This is a genomic window from Prosthecobacter sp. (assembly GCF_034366625.1).
In the GTDB taxonomy this organism is placed as follows: Bacteria; Verrucomicrobiota; Verrucomicrobiia; order Verrucomicrobiales; family Verrucomicrobiaceae; genus Prosthecobacter.
In genome coordinates this window covers 372,386-394,679 of record NZ_JAXMIH010000006.1, presented here as the reverse complement: position 1 = coordinate 394,679, position 22,294 = coordinate 372,386, and the positions used below count along the sequence as shown (strand labels likewise).

General features: G+C 60.8%; 19 protein-coding genes. 8 read left to right on the top strand and 11 right to left on the bottom strand.

The features are described 5' to 3' along the window. Window positions 1-36: 36 nt before the first annotated feature. The 3 genes from U1A53_RS04525 to tkt all read right to left on the bottom strand — a co-directional run bounded on the left by U1A53_RS04525 (window position 37) and on the right by tkt (window position 5,438). Complete coding sequence (locus tag U1A53_RS04525; RefSeq protein ID WP_322279267.1) at window positions 37-2,583, bottom strand: right-handed parallel beta-helix repeat-containing protein; 2,547 nt, start codon at window positions 2,581-2,583, stop codon at window positions 37-39. A gap of 148 nt (window positions 2,584-2,731) precedes the next feature. Continuing rightward, complete coding sequence (locus tag U1A53_RS04520; RefSeq protein WP_322279265.1) at window positions 2,732-3,346, bottom strand: hypothetical protein; 615 nt, start codon at window positions 3,344-3,346, stop codon at window positions 2,732-2,734. 115 nt (window positions 3,347-3,461) lie between these two features. Then, window positions 3,462-5,438 (bottom strand): transketolase, encoded by a 1,977-nt coding sequence (gene tkt / locus U1A53_RS04515; RefSeq protein ID WP_322279264.1) that lies wholly within the window; start codon window positions 5,436-5,438, stop codon window positions 3,462-3,464. Window positions 5,439-5,575: 137 nt separating this feature from the next. On the opposite strand from tkt, the gene U1A53_RS04510 reads away from it, so the two are divergent. The 6 genes from U1A53_RS04510 to U1A53_RS04485 all read left to right on the top strand — a co-directional run bounded on the left by U1A53_RS04510 (window position 5,576) and on the right by U1A53_RS04485 (window position 12,881). Beyond that, on the top strand, window positions 5,576-6,922 hold the full coding sequence (locus U1A53_RS04510; protein ID WP_322279263.1) for a hypothetical protein: 1,347 nt from the start codon (window positions 5,576-5,578) through the stop codon (window positions 6,920-6,922). Between the two features lie 40 nt (window positions 6,923-6,962). Then, window positions 6,963-7,355, top strand: a complete 393-nt coding sequence (locus U1A53_RS04505; protein ID WP_322279262.1) for a thioredoxin family protein — start codon at window positions 6,963-6,965, stop codon at window positions 7,353-7,355. Between the two features lie 74 nt (window positions 7,356-7,429). Beyond that, window positions 7,430-9,331, top strand: a complete 1,902-nt coding sequence (locus tag U1A53_RS04500) for an adenylate/guanylate cyclase domain-containing protein (protein WP_322279261.1) — start codon at window positions 7,430-7,432, stop codon at window positions 9,329-9,331. Window positions 9,332-9,364: 33 nt separating this feature from the next. Beyond that, a complete protein-coding gene (locus U1A53_RS04495) occupies window positions 9,365-10,627 on the top strand; it encodes a FecR family protein (RefSeq protein ID WP_322279260.1) in 1,263 nt (420 codons plus the stop codon). A gap of 126 nt (window positions 10,628-10,753) precedes the next feature. Further along, the gene (locus U1A53_RS04490; protein ID WP_322279259.1) at window positions 10,754-12,082 is read left to right on the top strand and encodes a FecR family protein; all 1,329 of its coding nucleotides are present in this window, start codon (window positions 10,754-10,756) and stop codon (window positions 12,080-12,082) included. Between the two features lie 40 nt (window positions 12,083-12,122). Continuing rightward, window positions 12,123-12,881 (top strand): hypothetical protein, encoded by a 759-nt coding sequence (locus U1A53_RS04485; RefSeq protein ID WP_322279258.1) that lies wholly within the window; start codon window positions 12,123-12,125, stop codon window positions 12,879-12,881. Between the two features lie 29 nt (window positions 12,882-12,910). Here U1A53_RS04485 and U1A53_RS04480 read toward each other — a convergent pair whose 3' ends face one another. Beyond that, window positions 12,911-13,936 (bottom strand): aspartate-semialdehyde dehydrogenase, encoded by a 1,026-nt coding sequence (locus U1A53_RS04480; protein WP_322279257.1) that lies wholly within the window; start codon window positions 13,934-13,936, stop codon window positions 12,911-12,913. 117 nt (window positions 13,937-14,053) lie between these two features. On the opposite strand from U1A53_RS04480, the gene U1A53_RS04475 reads away from it, so the two are divergent. Further along, complete coding sequence (locus tag U1A53_RS04475) at window positions 14,054-14,569, top strand: O-acetyl-ADP-ribose deacetylase (protein WP_322279256.1); 516 nt, start codon at window positions 14,054-14,056, stop codon at window positions 14,567-14,569. Further along, the gene (locus U1A53_RS04470) at window positions 14,566-15,030 is read left to right on the top strand and encodes a L,D-transpeptidase (protein WP_322279254.1); all 465 of its coding nucleotides are present in this window, start codon (window positions 14,566-14,568) and stop codon (window positions 15,028-15,030) included. Before U1A53_RS04475 ends, U1A53_RS04470 begins: the two co-directional genes overlap by 4 nt. A 61-nt stretch (window positions 15,031-15,091) precedes the next feature. On the opposite strand, the gene U1A53_RS04465 is transcribed toward U1A53_RS04470, so the two are convergent. The 7 genes from U1A53_RS04465 to U1A53_RS04435 form a co-directional block, all read right to left on the bottom strand. Beyond that, on the bottom strand, window positions 15,092-15,955 hold the full coding sequence (locus tag U1A53_RS04465) for an alpha/beta hydrolase (protein ID WP_322279252.1): 864 nt from the start codon (window positions 15,953-15,955) through the stop codon (window positions 15,092-15,094). Between the two features lie 70 nt (window positions 15,956-16,025). After that, entirely contained in the window at window positions 16,026-16,733 is a 708-nt protein-coding gene (locus tag U1A53_RS04460) for a DNA alkylation repair protein (protein ID WP_322279250.1), read from the bottom strand. Window positions 16,734-16,738: 5 nt separating this feature from the next. Continuing rightward, window positions 16,739-18,001 carry a PQQ-binding-like beta-propeller repeat protein gene (locus U1A53_RS04455; RefSeq protein ID WP_322279249.1) on the bottom strand — a complete coding sequence of 421 codons (1,263 nt, stop codon included), beginning with the start codon at window positions 17,999-18,001 and terminating at the stop codon, window positions 16,739-16,741. Between the two features lie 59 nt (window positions 18,002-18,060). Then, window positions 18,061-18,960 (bottom strand): hypothetical protein, encoded by a 900-nt coding sequence (locus U1A53_RS04450; RefSeq protein WP_322279248.1) that lies wholly within the window; start codon window positions 18,958-18,960, stop codon window positions 18,061-18,063. Beyond that, entirely contained in the window at window positions 18,957-20,339 is a 1,383-nt protein-coding gene (locus tag U1A53_RS04445) for a hypothetical protein (RefSeq protein WP_322279247.1), read from the bottom strand. Before U1A53_RS04445 ends, U1A53_RS04450 begins: the two co-directional genes overlap by 4 nt. 14 nt (window positions 20,340-20,353) lie before the next feature. Then, entirely contained in the window at window positions 20,354-20,965 is a 612-nt protein-coding gene (locus tag U1A53_RS04440; RefSeq protein ID WP_322279246.1) for a hypothetical protein, read from the bottom strand. 6 nt (window positions 20,966-20,971) lie between these two features. Continuing rightward, window positions 20,972-22,282, bottom strand: a complete 1,311-nt coding sequence (locus tag U1A53_RS04435; protein WP_322279245.1) for a PQQ-binding-like beta-propeller repeat protein — start codon at window positions 22,280-22,282, stop codon at window positions 20,972-20,974. Between the last annotated feature and the right edge of the window lie 12 nt (window positions 22,283-22,294).

Genomic DNA, 22,294 nt, shown 5'->3' with positions numbered 1-22,294 from the left:
TCACCAAGCCGCGCGGGGAAACCTGCGCGGCTTCTTTCATGGCACATCTGCGCTCAGCACCTTCTCCAGCACACGATACTGCTCTTCGTAAATGCGTTCCATTTCCACCGTCGCTTTGAGTCGGCCATGCGGGATGGATTCGGCGATCTCCCAGCCGATGTAAATGAGAGATCCCTTGCCAACGGCGATGCGGCAGAACGTCGTCAGCCCTTCCGGCGTGCCGAGGATGCGCTCGCCCTTCACGGCTCGTAATGGCACAGCATTTTTTGCGGAGAGCCATGGATGAGACGAGGAATCGAGATGCTTCACCCACGGATGTTGCGGGAGCAGCAGTTGTGACGGTGCGGCGGCGAGTTTGGGCGTTTCGCCGCACAGCTCGTTCAGAAACGATTTGCCGTGATCGCTGGCAAACATCTCATTGGTTGCACGCAGCAGCACCAGCGTGCCACCTTGCTCCAGGAAAGCACGTACACGCGGCAAATCCTCCGCGCTGAATTTCGTCACCGGTGATTTCGCACGCGCTAGGCTTCCGGCATACACCACCATCGAGAACTCCGGCAAGCGCGTTGTGTCCAACCATGCACGCTCGATGACTTCGGCCTTTCGCCCTTGTTTGCGCAATGCGTAGCGCACCAGCGGTGCATCAAACGCCGGATAGCCTTCAACGACGGCGACCGGTTTGCCGGTCGTGGGCTTCATCTCGATCTGTGGCAGCGGCAGGCTCGAATGATCACCGGTTTTGACGCCGATTTGCCACGCTTCGACTCCAGCGGGCAGAGCACCGAGGTCTTTCGAAGACAGCGGCGCGGGCCACTCCGTTGGAATCGCGACAGCCACGCCAATCGCCGGACTTTGCGGCTGCAAACGCGAGTCGGCATCGAACAATGGATCTGCATAAAGATCATGCGTGGCCGCTTGAAGCTCCTGCGCGGTCCGCGCGCCGCGCAGCTTACGCAGAAACTCCTCCGCATTCACCGCGCTGTCCTTGGCGGCGCTCCAGTGGAGATTGCCATCGCCGATGAAATCCGGCTTGTTCTCCTGCAACACCGTGCCAGGCACACCCTTGGCCTGCACGACGATGTTGTTGAGCAATCGACGCGGCGAACCGCTCGCGATGCCACGTCCGAGTCCATCCAGATACACGCCGCGAAACGGCTCATTGCCCGCCAGGATCGTGTTGTGATAAAAGAACAGCGGTTCCCATGCCGGGCTGCCGTGATCCCCGCACATGCGTCCGGTGAAGGTGAAATCCTGCGGCTCTTCCGCGCTGTGCGGCTGGAAATACGGCACCCACTGCCGCAGATCGAAGACGTTGTTGTGCGCCCACACGCCCGCGCCGGTCTGGCTGCCGGTGGGCAGCATCTTTTGCCGTCCATGCCCGACGCCGAAGGCAAACACCGTGAGGCAGCGCTCAAAACGGTTCTGCCACAGATGCACGTTGCCGCCGTGCGTCGTGCCATCCGGCGCGGTGCCGCAGGTGAGAAACAGGCCGTCATCACTGACGTTGGCGACGAGGTTGTGATGAAAATTCACGTCGCGCACATTGCCGATGAACACACCGTCCACGCAGTCGGTGAACTCGCAGTTCGCGATCTCGAAATCTTCGTTGTCACCGCCACTCGGCGTCCAACTGCTCGCCGAAAAGATGCGCGCCTCGATGGAGCGATATTTCAGGCTGCTGCGGAACGTCCACGGTGCCGCAATGCCTCGCAGCGCGCAATTCGACATGCGCAGCCTTTTCGTTCCCTGCACGCGAATTGCCGCCGCGCCGCCGTAGGCCGTCATACTCTCAAACGCGATGCCCGCGCAGTCCTCCACATCCACCGTGGCCATGCGCGCGCCGCGCACCACGATGTCCTGCACGCGCACATACCGCGCCTCACGCAGCGTCAGCACCGGACCTGCGTTCAGCGTCGCGATGACGAGCTTCAGTCTGCGCGGATCGGTTTCACCGCGATAATTGTCCGCGCCGAGGCCTTGCAGCGTCGTGTGGGCAAAGCGGGCATGAATGCGTTGCGTCTTTACATCGTAGCAGATGCTCGGGCCGCAGTAGATGAACTTCTCCCTGCTCACCTTGTCACCGCCGCCGAGCGTCCAGAACATGTTTGTGCTGCGCAGATCTCCCATCGCATGGCAGCCTTGCAGCGGCACCATCGAATCCGCGAAACTGCCCAGCAATGTCGTCTCCATCTGGTCGTCCGTGCTCGCGATGCCCGCGTTCTCATACGTCTTCGTCGAGCGAAACTCCCCCGGCGCACCTTCTGCGAACGGTTCCCACGCCGTCTCCGGTGCCTCGAAGAAATCCGAGAGGCCACCATCCAAAATCACCAACTCACCCGGATGTGAGCGAATCGTGATCGGCTTCTCATGTGTCCCGGCACAGCGCACGGTCACATGCTCTCGATAAATCCCGCCACGCAGCACCAGCGTGTCGCCCGGAGCCAGTTTCGTCACCGCGAGGCCCAGCGTGCGCCACGGCTTTGTCTCAGAACCATCGTGCTCATCGTTTCCCTTTACTGCATCGACAAACTTGAGCGAACCAGCGGGCAAAGGTCGTGTTGAAACAACCGGCAGGGGGCGCATCGGCGGATGGGAAACCCATTCCGCCGATGCCTGCAAAACTGGCAGGACAAAGGCCACAAGGAGGAAGCGTGACGCATGCATCAGCCTATCCCAGCAGGAACAGGGAACCATGTCCAGCCTGCTGTGCGCCATGGCGCCGGGCTCCTCGTCAAACCTCCACACGCATCGTGCCATCCTCTTCGATGATGAACCGGAAGCGGAAGGCCGACTCGTGGCGCTCGTTGGTGTAAAAGAGGTGCTTGCCGGAAAAGACCGCCTCGTAACGCGAACCCTCATGCTTCTCGCTGTCCAGATGCACGGTGGCTTCGAGATGCACGAAGGTCTGGACGACACCGGCGCGCATCAAAAACCATGCGACGGCTCGTGGTGTGAGCTTGCGGCCTGGTTCTTTGAGCTGGCCCAGCGTGATCTTGCCGTCTTTGGCCAGGGTGGTGACGTTCACCATCGTCAGTTCGCCAAAACAGCGCTCATCCAGCACCGCATTTGATTTGTCGGCGGCAAACCACAGCAGCGGCTGGTCGTCGAGGCGGAACTCCGCCGTGGTTTTCATCGCTGTCATCGTCTGTGGGTCGATTTTCATCGCTGGGAACGACTTTTGGAAATCATCCGCGTGTTTCCCGTCGCGCCGTTGCTCCTCGATCACCGATGTGTCGCGGGTGAAGGTCATGCTGTCCGTTTTGCTCATGTCTTTTTCTTTGGGTGCTGTCTGGGCGTGGCTCATGAGCGGAATGACTGCAAACAGAAGGCTGAAGATTGTTTTCATGTCCTCATTTTGCCACAAGTGCCGTCAATTGACGCCAAGAAAAAGGGAGGCTGTTGCCAGCCTCCCTTCGTGAGTTGTGACGCGGAAGCGGACAAAAGTGTCCGCGCTCCCCTTATCAGGCCAGCGCCTTCGCGACGGCTTCAGCGGTGATGCCGAGTTCTTTGAAGACGGTGTTGCCGGGGGCGCTGATGCCGAAGCGGTCAATGCCGATGATCTGGCCCTGCGTGCCGACGTATTTCCACCAGAGGGCGGAGACACCGGCTTCGATGGCGATGCGCTTCGTGCAGGCGGCGGGCAGCACGCTTTCGCGATACGCGGCGTCCTGGCGGTCGAAACGCTCCATGCATGGCATGCTGACGACGCGGACGCCGGGCTTGCCTTTCGCGCCTTCGACGGCCCACTGAACTTCGGAGCCGGTGGCGATGACGATGGCTTCGAGCGGCGCGGTTTCCTTCACAAGGACGTAAGCACCTTTGAGCGTGCCTTCACGACGTGTGGCGGCGCTGACGTGGCCTTGATGCGGCAAATCCTGACGGCTGAGGGCGAGCAGCGTGGGGCCGTCGTTGCGGCTGAAGGCGGCGGCAAAGGCACCCGCGCATTCTTCGGCATCGCCAGGACGGATGACATCGAGATTCGGGATGAGGCGCAGCGAGCTGACGGTTTCGACCGGCTGATGCGTCGGGCCATCTTCACCCACACCGACGGAGTCATGCGTGAAGATGTAGGTGGCGGGCAGGCCGGCGAGCGCGGCGAGGCGGATGCTGGGGCGGCAGTAGTCGGCGAAGACGAGGAAAGTGGCGCTGCTGGCGCGGAACAGGCCGTCGTATTTGATGCCGTTCACGATGCCAGCCATGGCGTGCTCGCGGATACCGAACCAGATGTTGCGGCCGGTCGGGTTGTTCTTGGAGAAATCTCCGCCGTCCTTGAGATAGTTCTTCGTGGAGCCGAAGAGATCGGCGCTGCCGGTGACCATGTGCGGGATGGCTTTGGCGATGTGATTGAGGATGTCTCCGCCGCTGTTGCGCGTGGCGGCCTTGCCTTCGGCGGGATACTCGGGGACGAGCTTGAGCAGCTCTTCGGACGAGTACTTGTGATTGATGGCGTCATTGAGCTGGGCCTTGAGCGCGGGATTGGCCGCACCCCAGGCTTCGAAACGCTTCTGCCAGGCGGCACGGGCTTCGGCGCGCTTGGTCTTGAGCTCGTTGAAGTAAGTGCTGACCGCGTCGCTGACGTAGAAATGAGCGCCGTCCGGCAGGCCGAGGCTCTTCTTGGCGGCATCGACGAATTTTGCGCCGCCTTCGCCGTGCGCCTTGGCGGTGCCGGCCACTTCGACGATGCCACGGCCGATTTCGGTCTTGGCGATGATGATCTTTGGCTTGCCGTTGTCGCTGATCTTGGCGCGGTCGATGGCGGCGAGCACGGCATCCATGTCATGGCCGTCGATGGTGATGGCGTCCCAGCCGATCGCCTCGTAAACCTTATGCGTGTCCTCGCTCTGCGTGACCTTTGCCATGGCGTCGAGCGTCACGTCGTTGGAGTCGAAAATGAGGATCAGGTTGTCGAGGCCGTTGTGGGCGGCAAAGGCGACCGCCTCGCGCGCCACGCCTTCCTGCAGGCAGCCGTCGCCAGCGAGCACGAAGACGTGGCTGTCGAATAGCTTGTGGTCCGCCGTGTTGTACTTAGCCGCGGCCATCTTGCCGCTCATCGCGAAGCCGACCGCGTTTGCCACGCCCTGGCCGAGCGGGCCGGTGGTGCATTCGACACCCACCGTCTCAAAGGATTCCGGGTGGCCCGGCGTGCGGCTGTGCAGCGCACGGAAGTTTTCCAACTCCTTCATCGGCAGGTCGTAACCTGACAGATGCAGCCACGAATAGAGGAACATCGAGCCGTGGCCGGCGCTGAGGATGAAACGGTCGCGGTTCAGCCATTTCGGCGCGGCGGGGTCGCACTGGAGGGCGTGGCCGAAGAGGACGGCGCCGATCTCCGCCGCACCCAGCGGCAGGCCGAGGTGGCCGGAGGAGCACTTGTGTACGGCGTCCATGGCGAGACCACGGGCTTCGTTGGCGGCTTGGGCGAGGATGGGTTTGTTCATGGGCAAAGAGCTGAGAGCGTAGGGCTGAGAGTTGGGGAGAAGCACCGGAGGCGGCCAGGCGCAGGGGGAGCGTTCTTTACCGGCGCAGGGGGTGGATTCAAGGCCGAAAACTGGGGCGATTCGGACGTTTAATGGCCATGCCGTTCCACCTTTCCCGCCGCCGTTTCCTTGAGGCCTCCGCACTCACGTTCGGTTCCCAACTGCTCGGCCAAGTGCCGGGTGACCGCCCAAGGCAGGACGCGGCGGTGAAAGTGCTCAATCCACGCGCCCGTGTGCCGGTGAGCATCATCATTGATGATTCGACGTGCTTGGTAAACCTCAACAAGTTCGCCATCCCGCAGTTCGCGGTGGCGAATCCCGGGCGCTACGACCACTACCCGTGGAAAAGCTGGCCGGATGAGATTCCCGACAGCTTCGTGCGCAAATTCGCCGACTGGGCCACGGAGAATGGCGTGAAGGGCAAGTACAGCATCGTGCCGTTTCCGGCATGCGTTGGCCGTCTCGACCGCGAAATTCCCGGCTGGAGCCAGCGTGAGTTGCAGGACAGCATCAAGCTCGTGCGGGAGCGCCTCATGCCAAACTGGGACATCCATCCCGAGATGGTCACACACACGCGCATCATCGACACGAAGACCGGCCACCCGTATCCCGAGATCAGCCCGTGTTTCATGGAGAACTGGGACTGGTGCAATGGCCGCAGCGCCGACGAAATCGCCGATTACATGAGCTATGCGCTCACGATCTTGAAAAACATCGGCCTGCCGTGCGAAGGCATCACCACGCCCGGCGGATTCGGCAGCAAGGCGCGGCCACAGCTTGCGCAGGCGACGTTCGAATCGTGTCGCAGTGTCTTCAAAGCGGAGATCCCGCACTACTTCCGCGATCTGTATGACAAGGGCGGGCAAAGCGTGGCCCCCATCGTGCAAAACGCCAGTGGTCTCGATTCCGACGATCCGCACTGCGTCGTGCATGTGCTCGGCTGCACGGGTGATTGGTCCGGCGGCTGGGATTGCGTGACACCGAAAGGCGCGGACGCCTTCATCACCGCAGACGGCAAATCCGGCCGCATGGTCGAGGTCATCCAGCGCGGTGAACCCGCGATCATCGTCTGCCACTGGACCGGCATTTATTGGAACGGCCTCGAAATCGGTTTCGAAATCTTCCGCGAGGTCGTGAAGCGACTCCACGCGACGTTCGATCACCTCCACTGGATGAAACTCAGCGAGATCGCCCGCTACTGGGCCGCAAAGGAACTGACGCGCATCGAATTCGATACGGCGAAGCGTGCCGTGACACTCATGGCACCGTTTGCCTGCGAGGAATTCACGCTTGCGGTGCCGGCGACTGTGGGAGTGCCAGAATCGCTGACGGAAGTCGATTCACGCCTCAAACTCAAGCCCGGCATGTGGTGCCGTGAAAAAGACGCCACCTTGCTCTGTTTCAAAATGGTCAAGGGAGTCTCAACGATCAACTTCAAGGCGTGATCCTGCTTGCCAGATCAAAAACCGGCCCGGATGGTACCGTGTGAACAAGGGCAACTTCCATCTCTGGCTCGTCGGAGCCGTCATGCTCTACATCGGCTGGATCGTGTTCGACATGAACCGGCCGGGATCATCGTCGGGCGGCACGTCCTCGCTCTCCGCCGTGCGCACGGCCAAGGTGCCGGTGCTCGTCGAGTTCTATGCCGACTGGTGCGGTCCGTGCAAAGTCGTCGGCCCGATGGTCGATGAGCTTGCGCAAGAATTGAAAGGCAAGGCAATCGTGATCCGCATCAACGTCGATGAAGAGCCCAAGCTCGCCCGCGAGCATGGTGTGCGGGGCATCCCCGCCTTCATCGCCTACAAATCCGGTCGTGAGACTGGACGCGAAGTCGGCGGCATTCCGAAGGAACGCATGCGCGCACTGCTGGGGCTGTGAGATACAAAACGCAGATGTGTTGATTTACCGCCTTGCGGCTTTGTGTCGATCACGCATATCGTGGTCCATCCCGCATGAAAGGTCTGCTATTGCTCAAAGCACGCGCCATCCTTGGCGGTTTCATTGGCACGATCTTCGCCGCGCTGGCATGGTGCGGCGCGCTGGACTCGCTGGAGGATCTAACGGTGGACTACCGGTTGCGCCTGCGGAAGCCGCAGGTGGTTTCCGATGACGTGCGGCTGGTGGGCATCGGGGATCGCGATGTCGGCTCGCAGCTTGGCCGCTGGCCGTTTCCGCGTGCGGTGCATGGCGATGTGCTGAGCATTCTGAACGCCGCCGGTGCAAAGCACACCACCTTTGACGTGCTGTTCACCGAACCCTCGGCGGATGCGGAGCAGGATGCGCGACTGCAGGCCGCCATCGAAAAGCAGACCAATGTCACGCTGGCCTATCACTTTGAGGCCGCCGAGCCTGACTGGCATGCGCCCAAAGCGGAGAATCGCGCGCATTTCATCACGGATGCCAGCCGCTTTGGCCTGCGTGTGAACGAGCTGCATCTCGTGCGCGGACACATGCCGGTCGCGCCCTTCGCGAAGCTGCCGGTCAGTTATGGCGCGGTGAACGCCGTACCGGACGCCGATGGTGTCATCCGCCGGGTGCCGCTGTTCTTTGCGCATGACGGGCGTTTGTATCCCAGTCTGGCGATGCAGACGGTCATTGCCGCCCTGGGTCTGCGTGCGGATCAAATCAACATCGTGCCGGGAAAGGAAGTCACGCTGGTGGACACGCCGCGCGGCACGCTGCGCATTCCCATCGATGTCCAATGTCAGTATCGGGTCAATTTTCTCGGTGAACTCGGCGTTTTCATGCCGGCGTTTGAATACCTCGATCTCTATCAAGCGGTGCAGTCGCAGGAACTGGGTGCTCAGGTCGAGGCGGCGGTGAAAGATCGCATCGTTCTCGTCGGCCTCGTCAGCACGGGCAACACCGATGTGGTCAGTTCCTCCATCGGTCGCGTACCGGGCGTGGCTGTGCAGGCCACGGTGGTGAGCAACATCCTGACGGGCAGCCATCTGCATTTCCTGCCGCGCTGGCAGCAGGCGCTGCTCATCATCCTCGCGGGAGCGCTGCTCGGCCTCGGCATGTGGCCCGCGCGCTCGTGGTTGGGAATTGTCATTTTCCTTGTGATGACCGCCGTCTGGAGTGGTGTCGCCGTCCTAGCGGCCAGCGCGAACTTCATTCTGCCGGTGGTGCCTGCCTGGATGACCTTTGGCACGGCCACGCTGGCCCTACTGGGGCTGGAAGCCGCCGCCATTAAGCAGGATCGCTCGCGCGTGGTCGGTGTGCTGGGCCGCTACATCGCCCGTCCAGTGCTGGAACGCTTGGTGGACACGGAACAAGCCACCCCTGCCGCAACCGAGCGCCGTGAACTCACCATCTTCTTCTCGGACATTCGCGGCTTCACCGCCTGGACCGAACGTGCCGAGCCGGACGAGGTCGCCACACGTTTGAACGAGTACTTCACCGCCATGACCCCGCTCATCGAGCGCCACGGCGGCACGCTCGACAAGTTCATCGGCGACTGCATCATGGTGTTCTTCGGCGCGCCGGCAGTAGCTGAGGATCACGCCCTGCGTGCCGTGCGCATGGCGCTCGACATGCAGCGCGAGATGACCCGTCTGAACGAAAACTGGGCCAGGCACGGCAACGAGCCGCTGCATATCGGCATCGGCATTCATACCGCCTATGTCACCGTGGGCAGCTTTGGTTCTGCGGCCTTTCTCGATTACACCGTGATCGGCCGCGGCGTCAATCTCGCCGCCCGCATCGAATCCCAGGCTGACGGCGGCAAGATTCTCATCTCCGCCCGCACGCACTCGCTGGTGCATGAGCAGGTGCAGACCAAACCACATCATGATCTCACACTCAAAGGCATTCCCGAGCCACAGGTGGTGTTCGAGGTGGTGGGTGCTTGACTGCCGCGCATGCCGGTCGCAGGCTGGCCTTCAATGAACACTTTTCTTCGTGGCATCAGTGTGCTGGCAGCAGGGCTGTCATGGCAAATTCACCTCTGTTCAGCCCAGACCACAACGACCACTCCCACCCCCCCGTGGTTCACCAAGGGCGCGGTTCCCACGGACCAAGTTCTCGTTTACGCCGCGAAGGGAATGGTGAAAGCCGATACCGCGTCAGGAAAAGGCGGCACAGTCAATTTCGACACAAACGAGGCGAATCAGACCACCGGCATTGTGGCCGCTGGTGACAATGCCGCGATCAGCACGGGGGCCGGTTCTTCCGCTGCCATCATTTTGCCCACTGCCGGAGCGGCGAAACTCGGTGCGGAAACGGAGGTTCGACTGCCACCGAAGCCTGATCCCAAATGGACGCCGAAAGAGCAGTTCGACCACGAACGCAGGAGTCACAGTTTGGAGCTGCTCAAGGGCCGGCTGTTCCTGAATATCGATCCTGAGCAGGTGAAGCAGCGCGGGCCTGCCACTTTCCGCCTCAAAACGCCTTCCGCGCTGCTCGCCGTCAAAGGCACCCGGTTTTTTGCCGAAACCACCCCCGCCGGGGAAGTGGTGGGCGTGCATGAGGGCGAGGTGATCGTGTATCATCCCGGTGGTGAATCGTCTGTCGCCCTGACCGCAGGTCAGGTGGTGACAGTCACCGCCACGGAAATTTCCAAGCCTCGCAACCTGAATCTCGACGAGAAAAAACTGGAGCCAAACTACGCCGAGGCACAACTGCGGCGCGAACCGCTGAAAGCGGAGTGGAAACAACCCCAGCACCCTTATGGCAAGGGCACCAAGAGTTTTCACCCCGACAACAAGCTTGGAACTGAATATCAGTTCGCCCTGGATGTGAATGCCTACGGCAAGCAGCCAATCCCTGCGGTGGCAGCCGAGCTCGAACTCGACGTCCGTAAAATCAAACGCAAGGCCGTGGCGCTGGAACTGGTGGTGCGGTGCTGGAACCTGCCACATATCTCCATTTCCAATGCAGCGTTTTTTGCGGCTCTCACAGCCTCGTCTGCCAGGAGCGGCGATGATCACCTGCCATTCCAAGGTTCTTCGAACAGCGCACCAAAGACATCGAACACCTGGGAATGGACCGTGGTTGTGCCGTTTGACCGCGCCCAGACTGACAAGTTGCCAAACCCTTTGCTCTTGAAGTGCGGCATCTTGGATTCCATCAGGCAGTTCAATGCTGATCCCGACAAGCAGCCCGTCATCGAAATCACCGGCATCACGCTGATCACGCAGGAGAATTAGCACAAACCGCTGCCATGAAAGACCGGGGCACATGCCGATCTTATGTTCCAAAGCATTCTGTGCTTACAGGGGGTGTTCGTGATGGTAAATGCTTGACCTACCCATGGCGCAGCCCACGATGCACCTATGGAAGCTGCGAATCTGCACGCCTGCACACTGGCCGTCTTGCTCTCGATCATGTGCAGCGATGCTCGTGCTCAAACCGTGGTGACAGTTTCGCAGGCGCTGCCCTTCGCCAGCCGCGGGGCTGTCACGTCGCTGGCGAAAGGCGAGATCGCCACCGCCATGGTTCCTCCCTCCGGCGGCACGACTGAAACCAGCATCACTCCCGCCATCCCTGCCACGCTGATTGCCGAAGGCGGCAGGGTTGTCACCGGGGCAAATAGCGCGACATCCTTGCTGCTCGGCACCACCGGAACCGCACGCATGGGTGCGGACACAGCGGTGCAGGTGCCTGAAACCACCGAGAAGAATCACAGTCTGGAATTGCTCAAAGGCCGGCTTTTTATGAACATCAGCGGCGAAGAGCTCAAAAAACGTGCCGCAGGCGAGTTTCGCCTGAAAACGCCCGCCGCGCTGCTCGCGGTGAAAGGCACCAAATTCTTCACGGTGAGCACCGACGGCACCGACACCATCGGCGTGCATGAAGGCAGCGTGACGGTGACGGAGCCCGGCAGCGGCAAAAGCGTCATATTGGAAGCCGGCAACGCCGTGAGCGCCAGCCCCGGCATTCTCAGCGAGATGCGGGCAATGACGGATGAAGAGAACGGCTACGCACCCGAATACGCCGCCGCCGACCTGGTGCGGACGCCCATACCCGTCGCCATCAAGAGTCCGGTGCCAAACACGAAGAAACTGCAGATCCTGCTGTTTCAAAACGGTCAGTTGTCCGTCGTTGGTGAGGAGAGCGTGGATCATGTCCATTACGGCACCAGCCTGGATCCCAAGATCGGCCCATATCTTGACTGGCGGGTGCTTAAATCTGGCCGCAACAGCAACCCGGTCTCACCCAAGCTGTCCGCTGATGGCATGCTGAGTTACGTCTGGACCGCAAAGCAGCCAGGCGCTGCTTATCAATGCTTCTTCGATTTCGGCGGCCAGAGCGGCACCAACTACAGCGATGACAGCTACAGCCGTTTAAACAGAATAAATCCTCGTCCTATGCCGAAAAACCTCACTGGCAGTCCAGTGGCCATCGTGTTTCGAGCGCGGAGTAAAAATGTGTCGGCTGCTTACTTTGCAGGGGTTGAAGGCAGGAAATTTGCCAAAGCTTGGTCTGGGACGGCCAATGATGGCGACTGGACTGAGGTGATAATGATACGCGACAAACGCATTATCCCAGACTTTCCCTCTTCACATCTTTCCTTGGTCGGCAGCTTCAAGCAAGGCTCCACCGCCGCCACCGTCATGGCGATGGACCTCGCCGATTTCGTGCTCCTGACCACGCCGAAGTAAATTTGGCGGCCCATCCCGTTCCTTCAACCGTCTCACTCGCATGAAAGCCATCACCACTCTCGCAGCCATGTGTCTTACAGCCCATGCTTCGGCGCAGGACATCGGGGAACGGCAGCCTGCCGCAGATCGCCGTGCGCGTGACGCGCAGTCATCCCCTGCCCTGGCACCAACCCTCGACTACCAGACCCCCACGCAGCAGGTGGACAAATTTGTGCGCGACATCGTCTTGTGCGGCCGCCAGAACAAAACCACCCGCTGGCTGGCACTGCCGCGGCTGGAGGTCACCGCCACCTCACCCGCCTTGAAGGGCTTTGTGGAGAGCAGTTTTGCCAGCATCACCCAGGCCACCGGTCTGAACACGCCGGGCGACGGCGTTCTGCATGTCTTCGTCGGCACTTCGCGTGATTTTACCGCGCTGGACATCGCCAAACGGCGGCAGCTCAAGATGGTCGGCAAGGACGGCTGCATGTTCTGGCAGGACAAGGATCACAGCCTGAAGGAGGCGCTGGTGTTTCTCAAAGACAGCCCGGACCAAACCGAGGAGTTTCAGCAGCATGTGCTGTTTCACAACCTGCTGGCCGGGTTCGGCTTCATGAAAAACAGCCCGCAGTTCCACGACTCCACCTTCGGCGGCAACAACACCTTCGACCTCAAGCTCTCCCCACTCGACAACCTGCTCATCTCCTTCTGCTACCAGCATGTGCCGCCCGCCGCGCAAAGCAGCGATGTCTCAAAGCTGCTGAAGCTGCACTGGAACAAGCCTGCCGCAGGCATCCTGCCACCTGCGCCTGCACGCTGACCAGTCTGCTTACCTGGGAAATCTCATGGCTACAGCAGACACTCCGCGATTTGCACCGCATTGAGCGCCGCTCCTTTGAGGAGCTGATCACCGACGACCCAGAAGGACAGACCATTGTCGAGGGCGCAGTCCATGCGGAGGCGGCCCACGGCGCAGTTGTCGCGGCCGGCGATGTCGAGCGCCAGCGGATAGACCTTGTTCGCCACATCGTCGAGGACGTCGAGGCCGGGAGCCTTGCTGAGCACTTCACGCGCGGCTTCGACCGTGACGGGCTTTTCAAACTCGGCGCTGATGGCGATGCTGTGAGCACGGAAGACCGGGATGCGCACGCAGGTCACGGAAGCGCGGAACTTGTCGTGGTGCATGATCTTGCGGCCTTCGTTCTCCATCTTCATCTCTTCCTTCGTGTAACCGGAGTCGAGGAACGAATCGACCTGCGGGATCGCATTGAAGGCGATCTGGTGCGGATAGACGTGCGGCTTGCTGTCGAGCTTCGCCGCGTCCCAGGCTCGGTTTTGAGATGCCCACTCGCGGGACTGGTTCGCCAGCTCTTCGATCGCCTGCGCACCGGTGCCGGACACGGCCTGGTAGCTGGAGGCAAAGATGCGCTTCACGCCGAAGGCCTGATGCAGCGGATACAACGCCATCAGCGAGATCGCGGTAGTGCAGTTCGGGTTCGCGAGGATGCCTTTGTGCCCCTTCACGTCGGCGGCATTGATCTCCGGCACCACGAGCGGCACGTCCGGGTCCATGCGGAAGGCGGAGGAGTTGTCCACCACCACGGCACCGGCCTTCACGGCATGCGGGGCAAAGTCGCGCGAGATGTCGCCGCCGGCGCTGAACAGCGCGATGTCGATGCCCTTGAACGAATCCGGCGTCAGCTCCTGGATCGTGATGTCCTGGCCCTTGAACTTCAGCTTTTTCCCGGCGCTGCGTGCGGAGGCGAGGAGGGTAAGCTGGCCGACGGGGAACTGGCGCTGTTCGAGGCAACGGATCATCTCCGCGCCCACAGCGCCGGTGGCTCCGACGATGGCGACGTTCTTGAGGGTGCTCATGGTATTCTAACGAGTTTTGGGGTGAAAAAGGGCCGCGATACTACGAGCAAGCGGGCCGGATGCAAGGACGGGAAAGGTGCTTGCCTGAAAGCCCTTCTCCGGCTGAAATCAGCTTCCATGACCACCCTTGAAGCCATCCGCGCGGACATCACCACGCTCGACGTGGATGCCATCGTGAATGCGGCCAATGCATCGCTGCTCGGCGGTGGTGGTGTCGATGGGGCGATTTACCGCGCGGCAGGGCCCGAACTGCTGGCGGAATGCCGTACGCTGAACGGTTGCCGCACCGGTGAGGCAAAGATCACGCAGGGTCATCGTCTCAAAGCGAGGCATGTCATCCACACCGTCGGACCGATCTGGGTGGATGGCGGCAAGCGCGAATCGGAGCTGCTGCGCTCGTGCTACCAGAACTCGCTCCGAATCGCCGCAGCCCAAGGACTGCAAAGCATCGCCTTTCCATGCATCTCGACCGGTGTTTATGGCTATCCGGCGGATGATGCGGCGGTAATCGCCGTTGGTGTCGTGCGTGAATTCACCGCAGCACCTTCATCGTTGCGCAAAATCATCTTCTGTTGCTTCTCGGAGGCGGATCGGCTCCGTTACGAGAAGCTGTTGAGCCAGAAGACCGCATGAACCTCACGAACCCACGCCTCGAAGTCAGCATCGGCACGCAGCGCCTGCGTTTGTTCGATGGCACGCGGCTTGTCAAAGAATGGGCCTGCTCCACGTCGAAGTTTGGCATCGGCTTCACCGAAGGCAGCAACAAGACGCCGCTGGGCAGCTTCGTGGTGAAGGAGAAGCATGGCGACGGCGCTGAATGCGGCACGATCTTCAAATCGCGTCAGCCGGTGGGCCTGTGGACGCCTGGAATGGACTCAAAGAGCGATTTCGTGCTCACCCGCATCCTCTGGCTGCACGGTCTGGAGCCGCGCAATGCGAACACCTTCCAGCGCTACATCTACATCCACGGTACGAACGACGAGAACGGTGTCGGTCGCCCCGGCAGCCACGGCTGCGTGCGCATGCGCAATCGCGAGGTGATCGAACTCTTCGATCTCGTGCCGGTGGGAACACAGGTTTGGATCGGGGAATAGTCCGCACACTCCATGTGCGGTGATTGGGAAGCCGCACAAGGGACTGTGCGGACCACTTTGATCACGGCATCAATCCGAGCGACTTCAGAAACGCGTCCGTCTTCTTCATCGTGTCATCAAAGAGCGCCTTGTCGCGCATGAGGTAGCCGTGGGCACCGCCTTCATTGATGTCGAGTTCGCTGCGGTTTCCGGCTTTGACCATTGCTTCATGGAAGGTCTTGGCTCCGGCGAAGGGCGTGACGGTGTCACCGGTGCCGTGGAAGATGAGCGTGGGCGGCAGTCCGGCGCGGACGTTGTGCGCGGGTGAGAGTTCCTGCCAGTGTTCGCCGATCTTGGCCTGGCCGTAGCCTTCTTTGGAGGTGTCGATGACCGGAAAGAGCAGCACGAGGGCCGATGGAGTCGCAGAGATCGTGAGGTCATCGCTGTCTTCATTCACTTTGTCGAACAGCGCGGTCGAGACTGCGAGATGGCCGCCTGCCGAACCACCGCTGACGATGACTTTCTGCGGATCGATGCCGAGTTCGGCGGCATGGGTGCGGAGGTAGCGCACGGCAGAACGGGCATCCTTCACACAATCAAAGACGCTGACACCCGTCTTCGCGCTGTGCAGTCGATAGGACATGCTGATGCCGACGAGACCGAGCTTCGCGTAATGTGCGGCGAACGGATACATGCGTGGCGGCGCACCACCGGTCCATCCACCGCCATGGATGATGAGGTAGCACGCACGCTTGTCGCCGGGTTTGAATCCTTCGGGTTCGAAGACGTGCATCTGCAGCTCGCGGTCGGCGATTTTCTTGTAAACGAGGACGCGCGTCGGCTTCAAATCCTTCGCCAGCATGTCCACGGCATCGGGTGCCTTGGCGGGTGTTTGGGTGGAAGCGGGAATGGTGAGGAGCAGAAGAACAGCAAAGAGATGGCGCATGATGGTCTTGAACGACGTAGCACGGTCTTTCTAGCCCGTGAAGCCACGAGTTGGAAAACTCGTGCTACGATCAGCAGCGTGTTGTCTTGCGCTTCGGAGCCACGGGCAGGCCGCGACGGCTTTTGATGATGTAAGTCTCCGCATCCGGCACCTGGCAATCGGTCTGGCCCATGTCCACCTCGACGCGGCCGATCTTGCGCGCGGCGGCGACAGCCTTGTCGGCAAGAGGAGCGACGTAGGTGCCGCAGCAGATGATGAAGTTGTTCATCGCGTAACGCACGAGGTTCTGAGACGACTTGATCGTCTTCACCACGCGGGTGAGCAGCGTGTCGAGTTGCTTGATGGGAAGTTTGTCATCCGGTGTGGTGATCACCACGTTGGACAGTGTGGCCCAGCCAGACTCGGCGATGGATTCCTTCGGCGATTCGATCCACTTCAGTGCTATCTCGATGGCATCGGGATGCTCGGCTGCCACACATGGCACCGTGGTTCCGGAGTGCATGTGCCAGACGGATGTTTTGGCCCAGCGCTCGATCTGCGCGCGCGTCATCTTGCTGCCATCGGCCACGAGACCGGCAAGATACATCGCGTCGGAGTTGCCTGTGGCGTAGAGCTGCATGGCGAGTTCTTGATCGCCTTTGATCTGCTTTTGGATCGGCTTCATATCACCGATGCGCACGCCAAAGATCGGCTCCGGCGCGCCGTGACGCATCAGCGTCTTCTTGGTGGTGGCGCTGGCCTTGGCGGCGAGCGCCTGCATGGTTTCGTCGAGAGTCATGGCGGTCACTTTTTGCCGAAGCAGTAGGCGTATTTGTTCGAGCGGAGGAAGATCTGGCCATCGGACACGGCGGGGCTGGCGTTGCTGATGCTGTCGTCACCACTGATGACGTTGGTGGCGAGGAGTTCGAACTGCGGCTTCGCGGCGATGACGTAGGTGCCGGTTTCGCGGCCCACACAGTACATTCTATCTCCGGCAAGCAGCGGCGTGGAATACCAGCGGTCGCGCTTCTGGCGGGAGGCGAGTGGTTGTTCATAGACCACAGCACCGGTCTTGGCGTCGAGGCAGGTGGCAACGCCGCGTGAGTCGTTGATGAAGTAAAGATGACCATCCTTATAAACGGGCGAGCCGACGTTGCTGCCTTTCTGCGCCTGCCAGATGATGTTCGTGGCACTCACGTCACCCTTGCCGCCTGCTTTCACCGCCTGACTTTGGCCTCCGGGATGGCCGATGATAAAGATGACGCCTTCATGCGCGACGATGCTGGGGCAAAGCTCGGCGGCCTTGATGCTGTTGCAGAACCACAACTCCTTGCCGTCCTTCGGATCGAAAGCGCGCAGCTTGCCGTTGGAGTTCACGACGAGTTCGTCGTGTCCATCGACCTTCACGATGGTGGGTGTGTTCCAAGACGCGGGGAAACCGGTGGCGCTCCACACGGTCTTGCCGGTTTTGCGGTCAAGAGCGAGGAGTTGATTGCTCTCCAGCGCGGCATTCACGATGAGCAGCTCGCCATACAGAATGGGCGATGAGCCGACGCCCCAATCGTGCGCTTTTTCGCCGACGCTGACATCCCAGACCTTTTTCCCATCGACGGTGAAGGCGTGGATGCCCGCATTCGCCATGAAGAAGAAGACTCCTTTGCCATCGGTGACGGCGGAACTCGACGCATAGCCGTGCGTGGTGATGTAAGTGCCGGTGTAGGGCTTGTTCGGCAGGTCGGTCTTGATTTCTTTATCCCACAGGATCTTGCCGGTTTTTTTGTCGAGGCAAAGGGCGTGGCGCTTGAGCTTGCTCATGTCGCCCGGCTCTTTGATGTCGATGCCGTAGCCGCTGTAGCTGGTGAGGAAGACTTTGTCGCCGCTGATGATGGGGCTGGATGAACCGGGGCCGGGCAGTTCGGTGCGCCAGACGAGATTTTCCTTCTCACTCCACGTTAGTGGGAGATTCGTGTCGGTGGTGACGCCATCGGCGGTGGGGCCGCGGAACTGCGGCCAGTCGGCGGCGAAGGATGGCAGCGAGGCTGCAAGGATCAGGAGAAGTGTGCGCATGGCTTGGAGTGGGTTGGCTAATGTTCAACGGTTAAAGCCGTGATTGCTTGCATCTGGAACTACCGGACATAGACCCACGTCCGTTCGCTGTCCCACTCGCGAGCGAGAGCAACACCCTTCGCCTCATCTTCGAGGATGACGTAAAGATTGCCGCCGCGTGCGAGCCAGGCTTTGCCGGTGGCGACGATGCTTTGATAGGCGGCGCTGTCGGCGGGACGTGCCTCGGGTTTTTCGAGCAGTACGCCGCGCACGCCGAGATTCCACCAGAACTCGACGCATTTCTCGCTCGCATCCTGCCAGCGCGGCGCGCCGTCCCAATGCCACGGCACGGCAAGGTTGATGACCATCTCGATGGGTTTGCCCAGGTGTTTGCATTCATCGCCGAAGGCCTTCGTGCCGGCTGCCATGCTGGCGACGTTTTCCGCGTCGCTGAGCGGCTTCGCGGGATCGACGGGTTTGAAGAAGCCGGTGACTTTCATCATCGTGTTGTCGAAAAACGCCCGCGTGAAGCCTCCTTTGATGATGCGCTTCGCCTCGGAGTGAATCCAGCGCTCGACTTCGGGTTTGCGACAGTCGATAAGCTTCCGCCGCGCATCGTAGCCGTCCGCCACACCACCGGTGCCCGTGCCGATGATCGCGCTGGCGATTTGATCGTAGCGCTCCTTCTCGAGATCGAAAAACGTCTTCCGTCGCAGCACGCCCGGATCGTGCTCCCATTCAGCGCGGAGCGTCCATAGATTTGTGTAAGCTCCGGCGCGTGGATAACCACGAGGCGCGCCCGTGCGTGTATCGCCGATGAACACGTCCTGCACCGGCCCTTTGTAAACACCGCCCTGTGTCCAGAACGTCATCGTGTGCGACTTCGGCCACGCGGTGAGGCCGGTGGGCTGCTGCGCAACTGCGATGACGCATACAGCAGACGAGAGGATGACAAGTAGCGCGATATTTTTTTGATTCATTCGGTCCTCCTGGGATTCGTGCCGTTGAGGAATTCTTCGAGGTTGCTGTAGCCGTCCTTGTCGGGATCCGTCCAGCAATCGGCGGCGCTGGCGGGATCGAGTTGGTGCTGCGTTTCCCACGCGTCAGTCATGCCGTCATTATCACGATCGGGTGCAGGTGTTCCGGGTGCTGGTGGCGGAAAGGGCGTGTCGCGTCGCCTGTCGGGCGCGCCAGCAGTGCCTTTGCCTTCGCGAAACTCGCGGATGAGCCGCTGATCGGTTTCATCGTGCGGCAGCGCACCTGCTTGCTCCAAAACGAGGCGCGGCACGTCCTTGCTCGACGCCGTCGTGACAGGCGGCGCAGGGATCGGCTTTTCCGTGCGATACATCTCCGGTCGCGGTCCCCATACATGGTGCGGCTCATCGTAGATGATGGACCACGGGTCGCCGTTCTTGAGATGTGGGCCGATGTTGTCGGCGACAAAGACTTTCGTTCCCTCAGTCGTCGTTTCCTCGTCATTGAGGTCGGGCAGGCCGATCTCCGCGATGTGCGGGATCGAATCCGGTCCGTGGACGAACACGTTGCCGACGACGTTCACCAGCGGGCCGGCCATGATGTGCAGATGACCGCCGCGCGCGTTGTAGATCAGGTTGTTGCGCACGTCGAAGCTCGGATGGAGCACATGCGCATCGCGCCACTTCTTGAGATTGCCGCCGAGGAGCAGCGGATTGCGCGCGCTGTTGCCGGTGAAGAAATTGCGATGCATCGAGACCCGGTCCACGCCTTTGCCGACGAGCAGGCCGCAGCTGTGTCCCGCTCCTTTAACATGATCTCCATTGATCAAGCCCTCGGCGAAGATGCAGTGGGAGATCGTGACATCCGTGGTGTCCACGTAGATGTCGAGGTTCTCATCGGCGGCCCAACTGAACGAGCAATGGTCGAAGACGACGTTGCGGCAGTTGCTATGCACCGTCGGACCTTCGCCGCACGCACGGAAGCGGACGTGGCGGAACACGATGTCATGCAGGCCGTTGTTTAGGATGAAATCGCTGCCGGTGATCGCGATGCCTCCACCCGGCGCGGATTGACCCGCAATGGTCGCGAACGAATAATCCGGCCCGCTCATCCGCAGCGGTTGCTCAAGCCGGATGATGCCGCCCACGCGAAAGAGAATCGTGCGCGCGCCCTTCGTGAGCAGCGCTTCACGCAAGGTGCCAGCGCCTTTGTCGGCGAGACTCGTTACGAACATAACCTTGCCATTGCGGCCACCAGGCGTCTCTGTGCCCCAGCCCTGTGCTTCGGGGAATGCAGGAAGCGCTGCGGCGCTCCTCAACCCAACCAACCCCAGCAAGATAACGAATATGGAGATGGCGGGTGACAGAATGCGTTGGAATGTCATGGAATTGAGTTTGTTCAACGAACTGAAAACGCGGCCTTCAGCTCGACTGCCTTGCCGCTGCCGGGTTGATCGTCGGTAGGCCAGTTGGTCTGGTAGTTGTTCTGGGCTTCGCGCGGCTTTTCGAGCTGTTTGAAGGTCAGCGGCTTCACGATCCACTTCACGGTGTAATCGCCCGCTGGCAGCTTGCCGAGGTTCACGGCCGTGACTTCATACCAGGTGAAGGTTTTGAAGTAGTTCCCCTGCCAGATGGCCTCGTGCATCGTGATGGTGAACGCGTTGCCGCTGCGCTCGATCTTCTCGATCCACACGCGGTCGTTGTCGTCGAGCTGGCGGGTGCGGAAAAGCAGCCAGTTGTCGTCGGTGGCAGTAGTGGCGGGCTTTTTCTCGCTTAACTCGTCAGACCAGTCATCGAGCGACATGCTTTGCGGTTTTTGCGCGAGCGGTGGGGCGTGTTGCAGCGTGGCAGCATCGTTCCACTTGCCCGTGTCACCGCGCACAAGCTGGCGCTGATCGCTCAGCGTGCCGCGTTCGGCGCGGTCCTTCACAGTTTTGATCACCGTCGATTCCTGGGCATGCAGCATGACGCTGGTGACCGCCCAGATGAGGAGGATGCGCGGAAGATTCATGGCTAGCTACTTTTTGTTTTGGATGCGAAACAGCGACGAGAACGTGCGGATGAACAAACTGCCGCGTGCGATGGCTGGCGTGGCCCAGGCGACGTCGCCGAGGGAATTCTTGCGCACGAGTTTGTATTCGGAGCTGTCCTCGATCACCCATGTGTCGCCGTTTTCGTTCAGCATGAAGACGCGGCCGTTGTAAGCCCACGGTGAGGCATAAAATCGGCCGCCTTTCGTGTTGAGGCGCTGTTTGGCGATGATCTCCTCGCCGGTCTTCGCATTGAAACAGCCGAGCAGGCCGGAGTCGTAGCAGACAAAGAGCCGGTCGCCGCTGATGAGGTAGCCGGGATGGATGCTGGAGCCGCGTTTCTGCGACCATGTGATGAACTCGTTGCTCGTCGCGTCGCCAGTGAGGGAGATGTCGCCCTTCGCGCCAGGTTTGATCGCGTAAAGCGGCCCATAATGATAACCCGCGCCCGCGTAGAGCAGTCCGTGCTTGGAAATCGGGATCTGGCTCACGAGACCGGCGGTGCCGCTGATTTCCCACAGCAACGCACCGTCCTCCGGCGCATAGGAGCGAATCTTTTTCATGCCGATGGTCACCAACTCGCTGCGCTGGCCGCTTTCCCACACATACGGCGTGGACCAAGTGCTGCGCTCATCGCGCGGCACGCGCCAGAGCGTTTTGCCAGTGAGCTTGTCCACCGTTTCGAGCCAGGATTCTTGGTCGTTGTCGTTCTGGATGAAGACGCGTTCGCCGTGCAGCACGGGCGAGGTGCCGGTGTTCCAACCATCGCGCATCGGGTAGCTTGGCCAGCGGCGCTCCCAGAGTTTTTTGCCGTTCATGTCGCAGCAAAAGAGGCCGATGTTCGCAAACCAGGCATACACGCGCTCGCCATCCGTCACTGGTGTCTCGGAGGCGAAGGAGTTGCGCGGATGCCGCATCTGCGGCGGGATTCCTTGGTGCGCCTCGAACTCCCAGAGGATTTTTCCCGTCTCGAAATCGAGGCAGTAAAGCATCCAGCGATGCACCTCTCCGGTCCCAATATGACCGCCAGGGTAACCACCCACATGCGGCGTTGGCACTTCCTTCTCACCGACCGCCGAGGTCACAAAAATCTTGTCGCCCCAAACAATCGGCGACGACCAGCCCCAGCCCGGCACCTTCACCTTCCACACGACATTCTCCGTCTCGCTCCAAGTCTCCGGCAACGTCGCGCCTTCGCCGAGACCGTCGGCGTTCGCACCGCGATACTGCGGCCAGTTTTCTGTGTCTGCGGCCATGACAGTAGTCGCGATGATGAGGAATAAAGACCAATGTTTCATGTTGAGCACGGA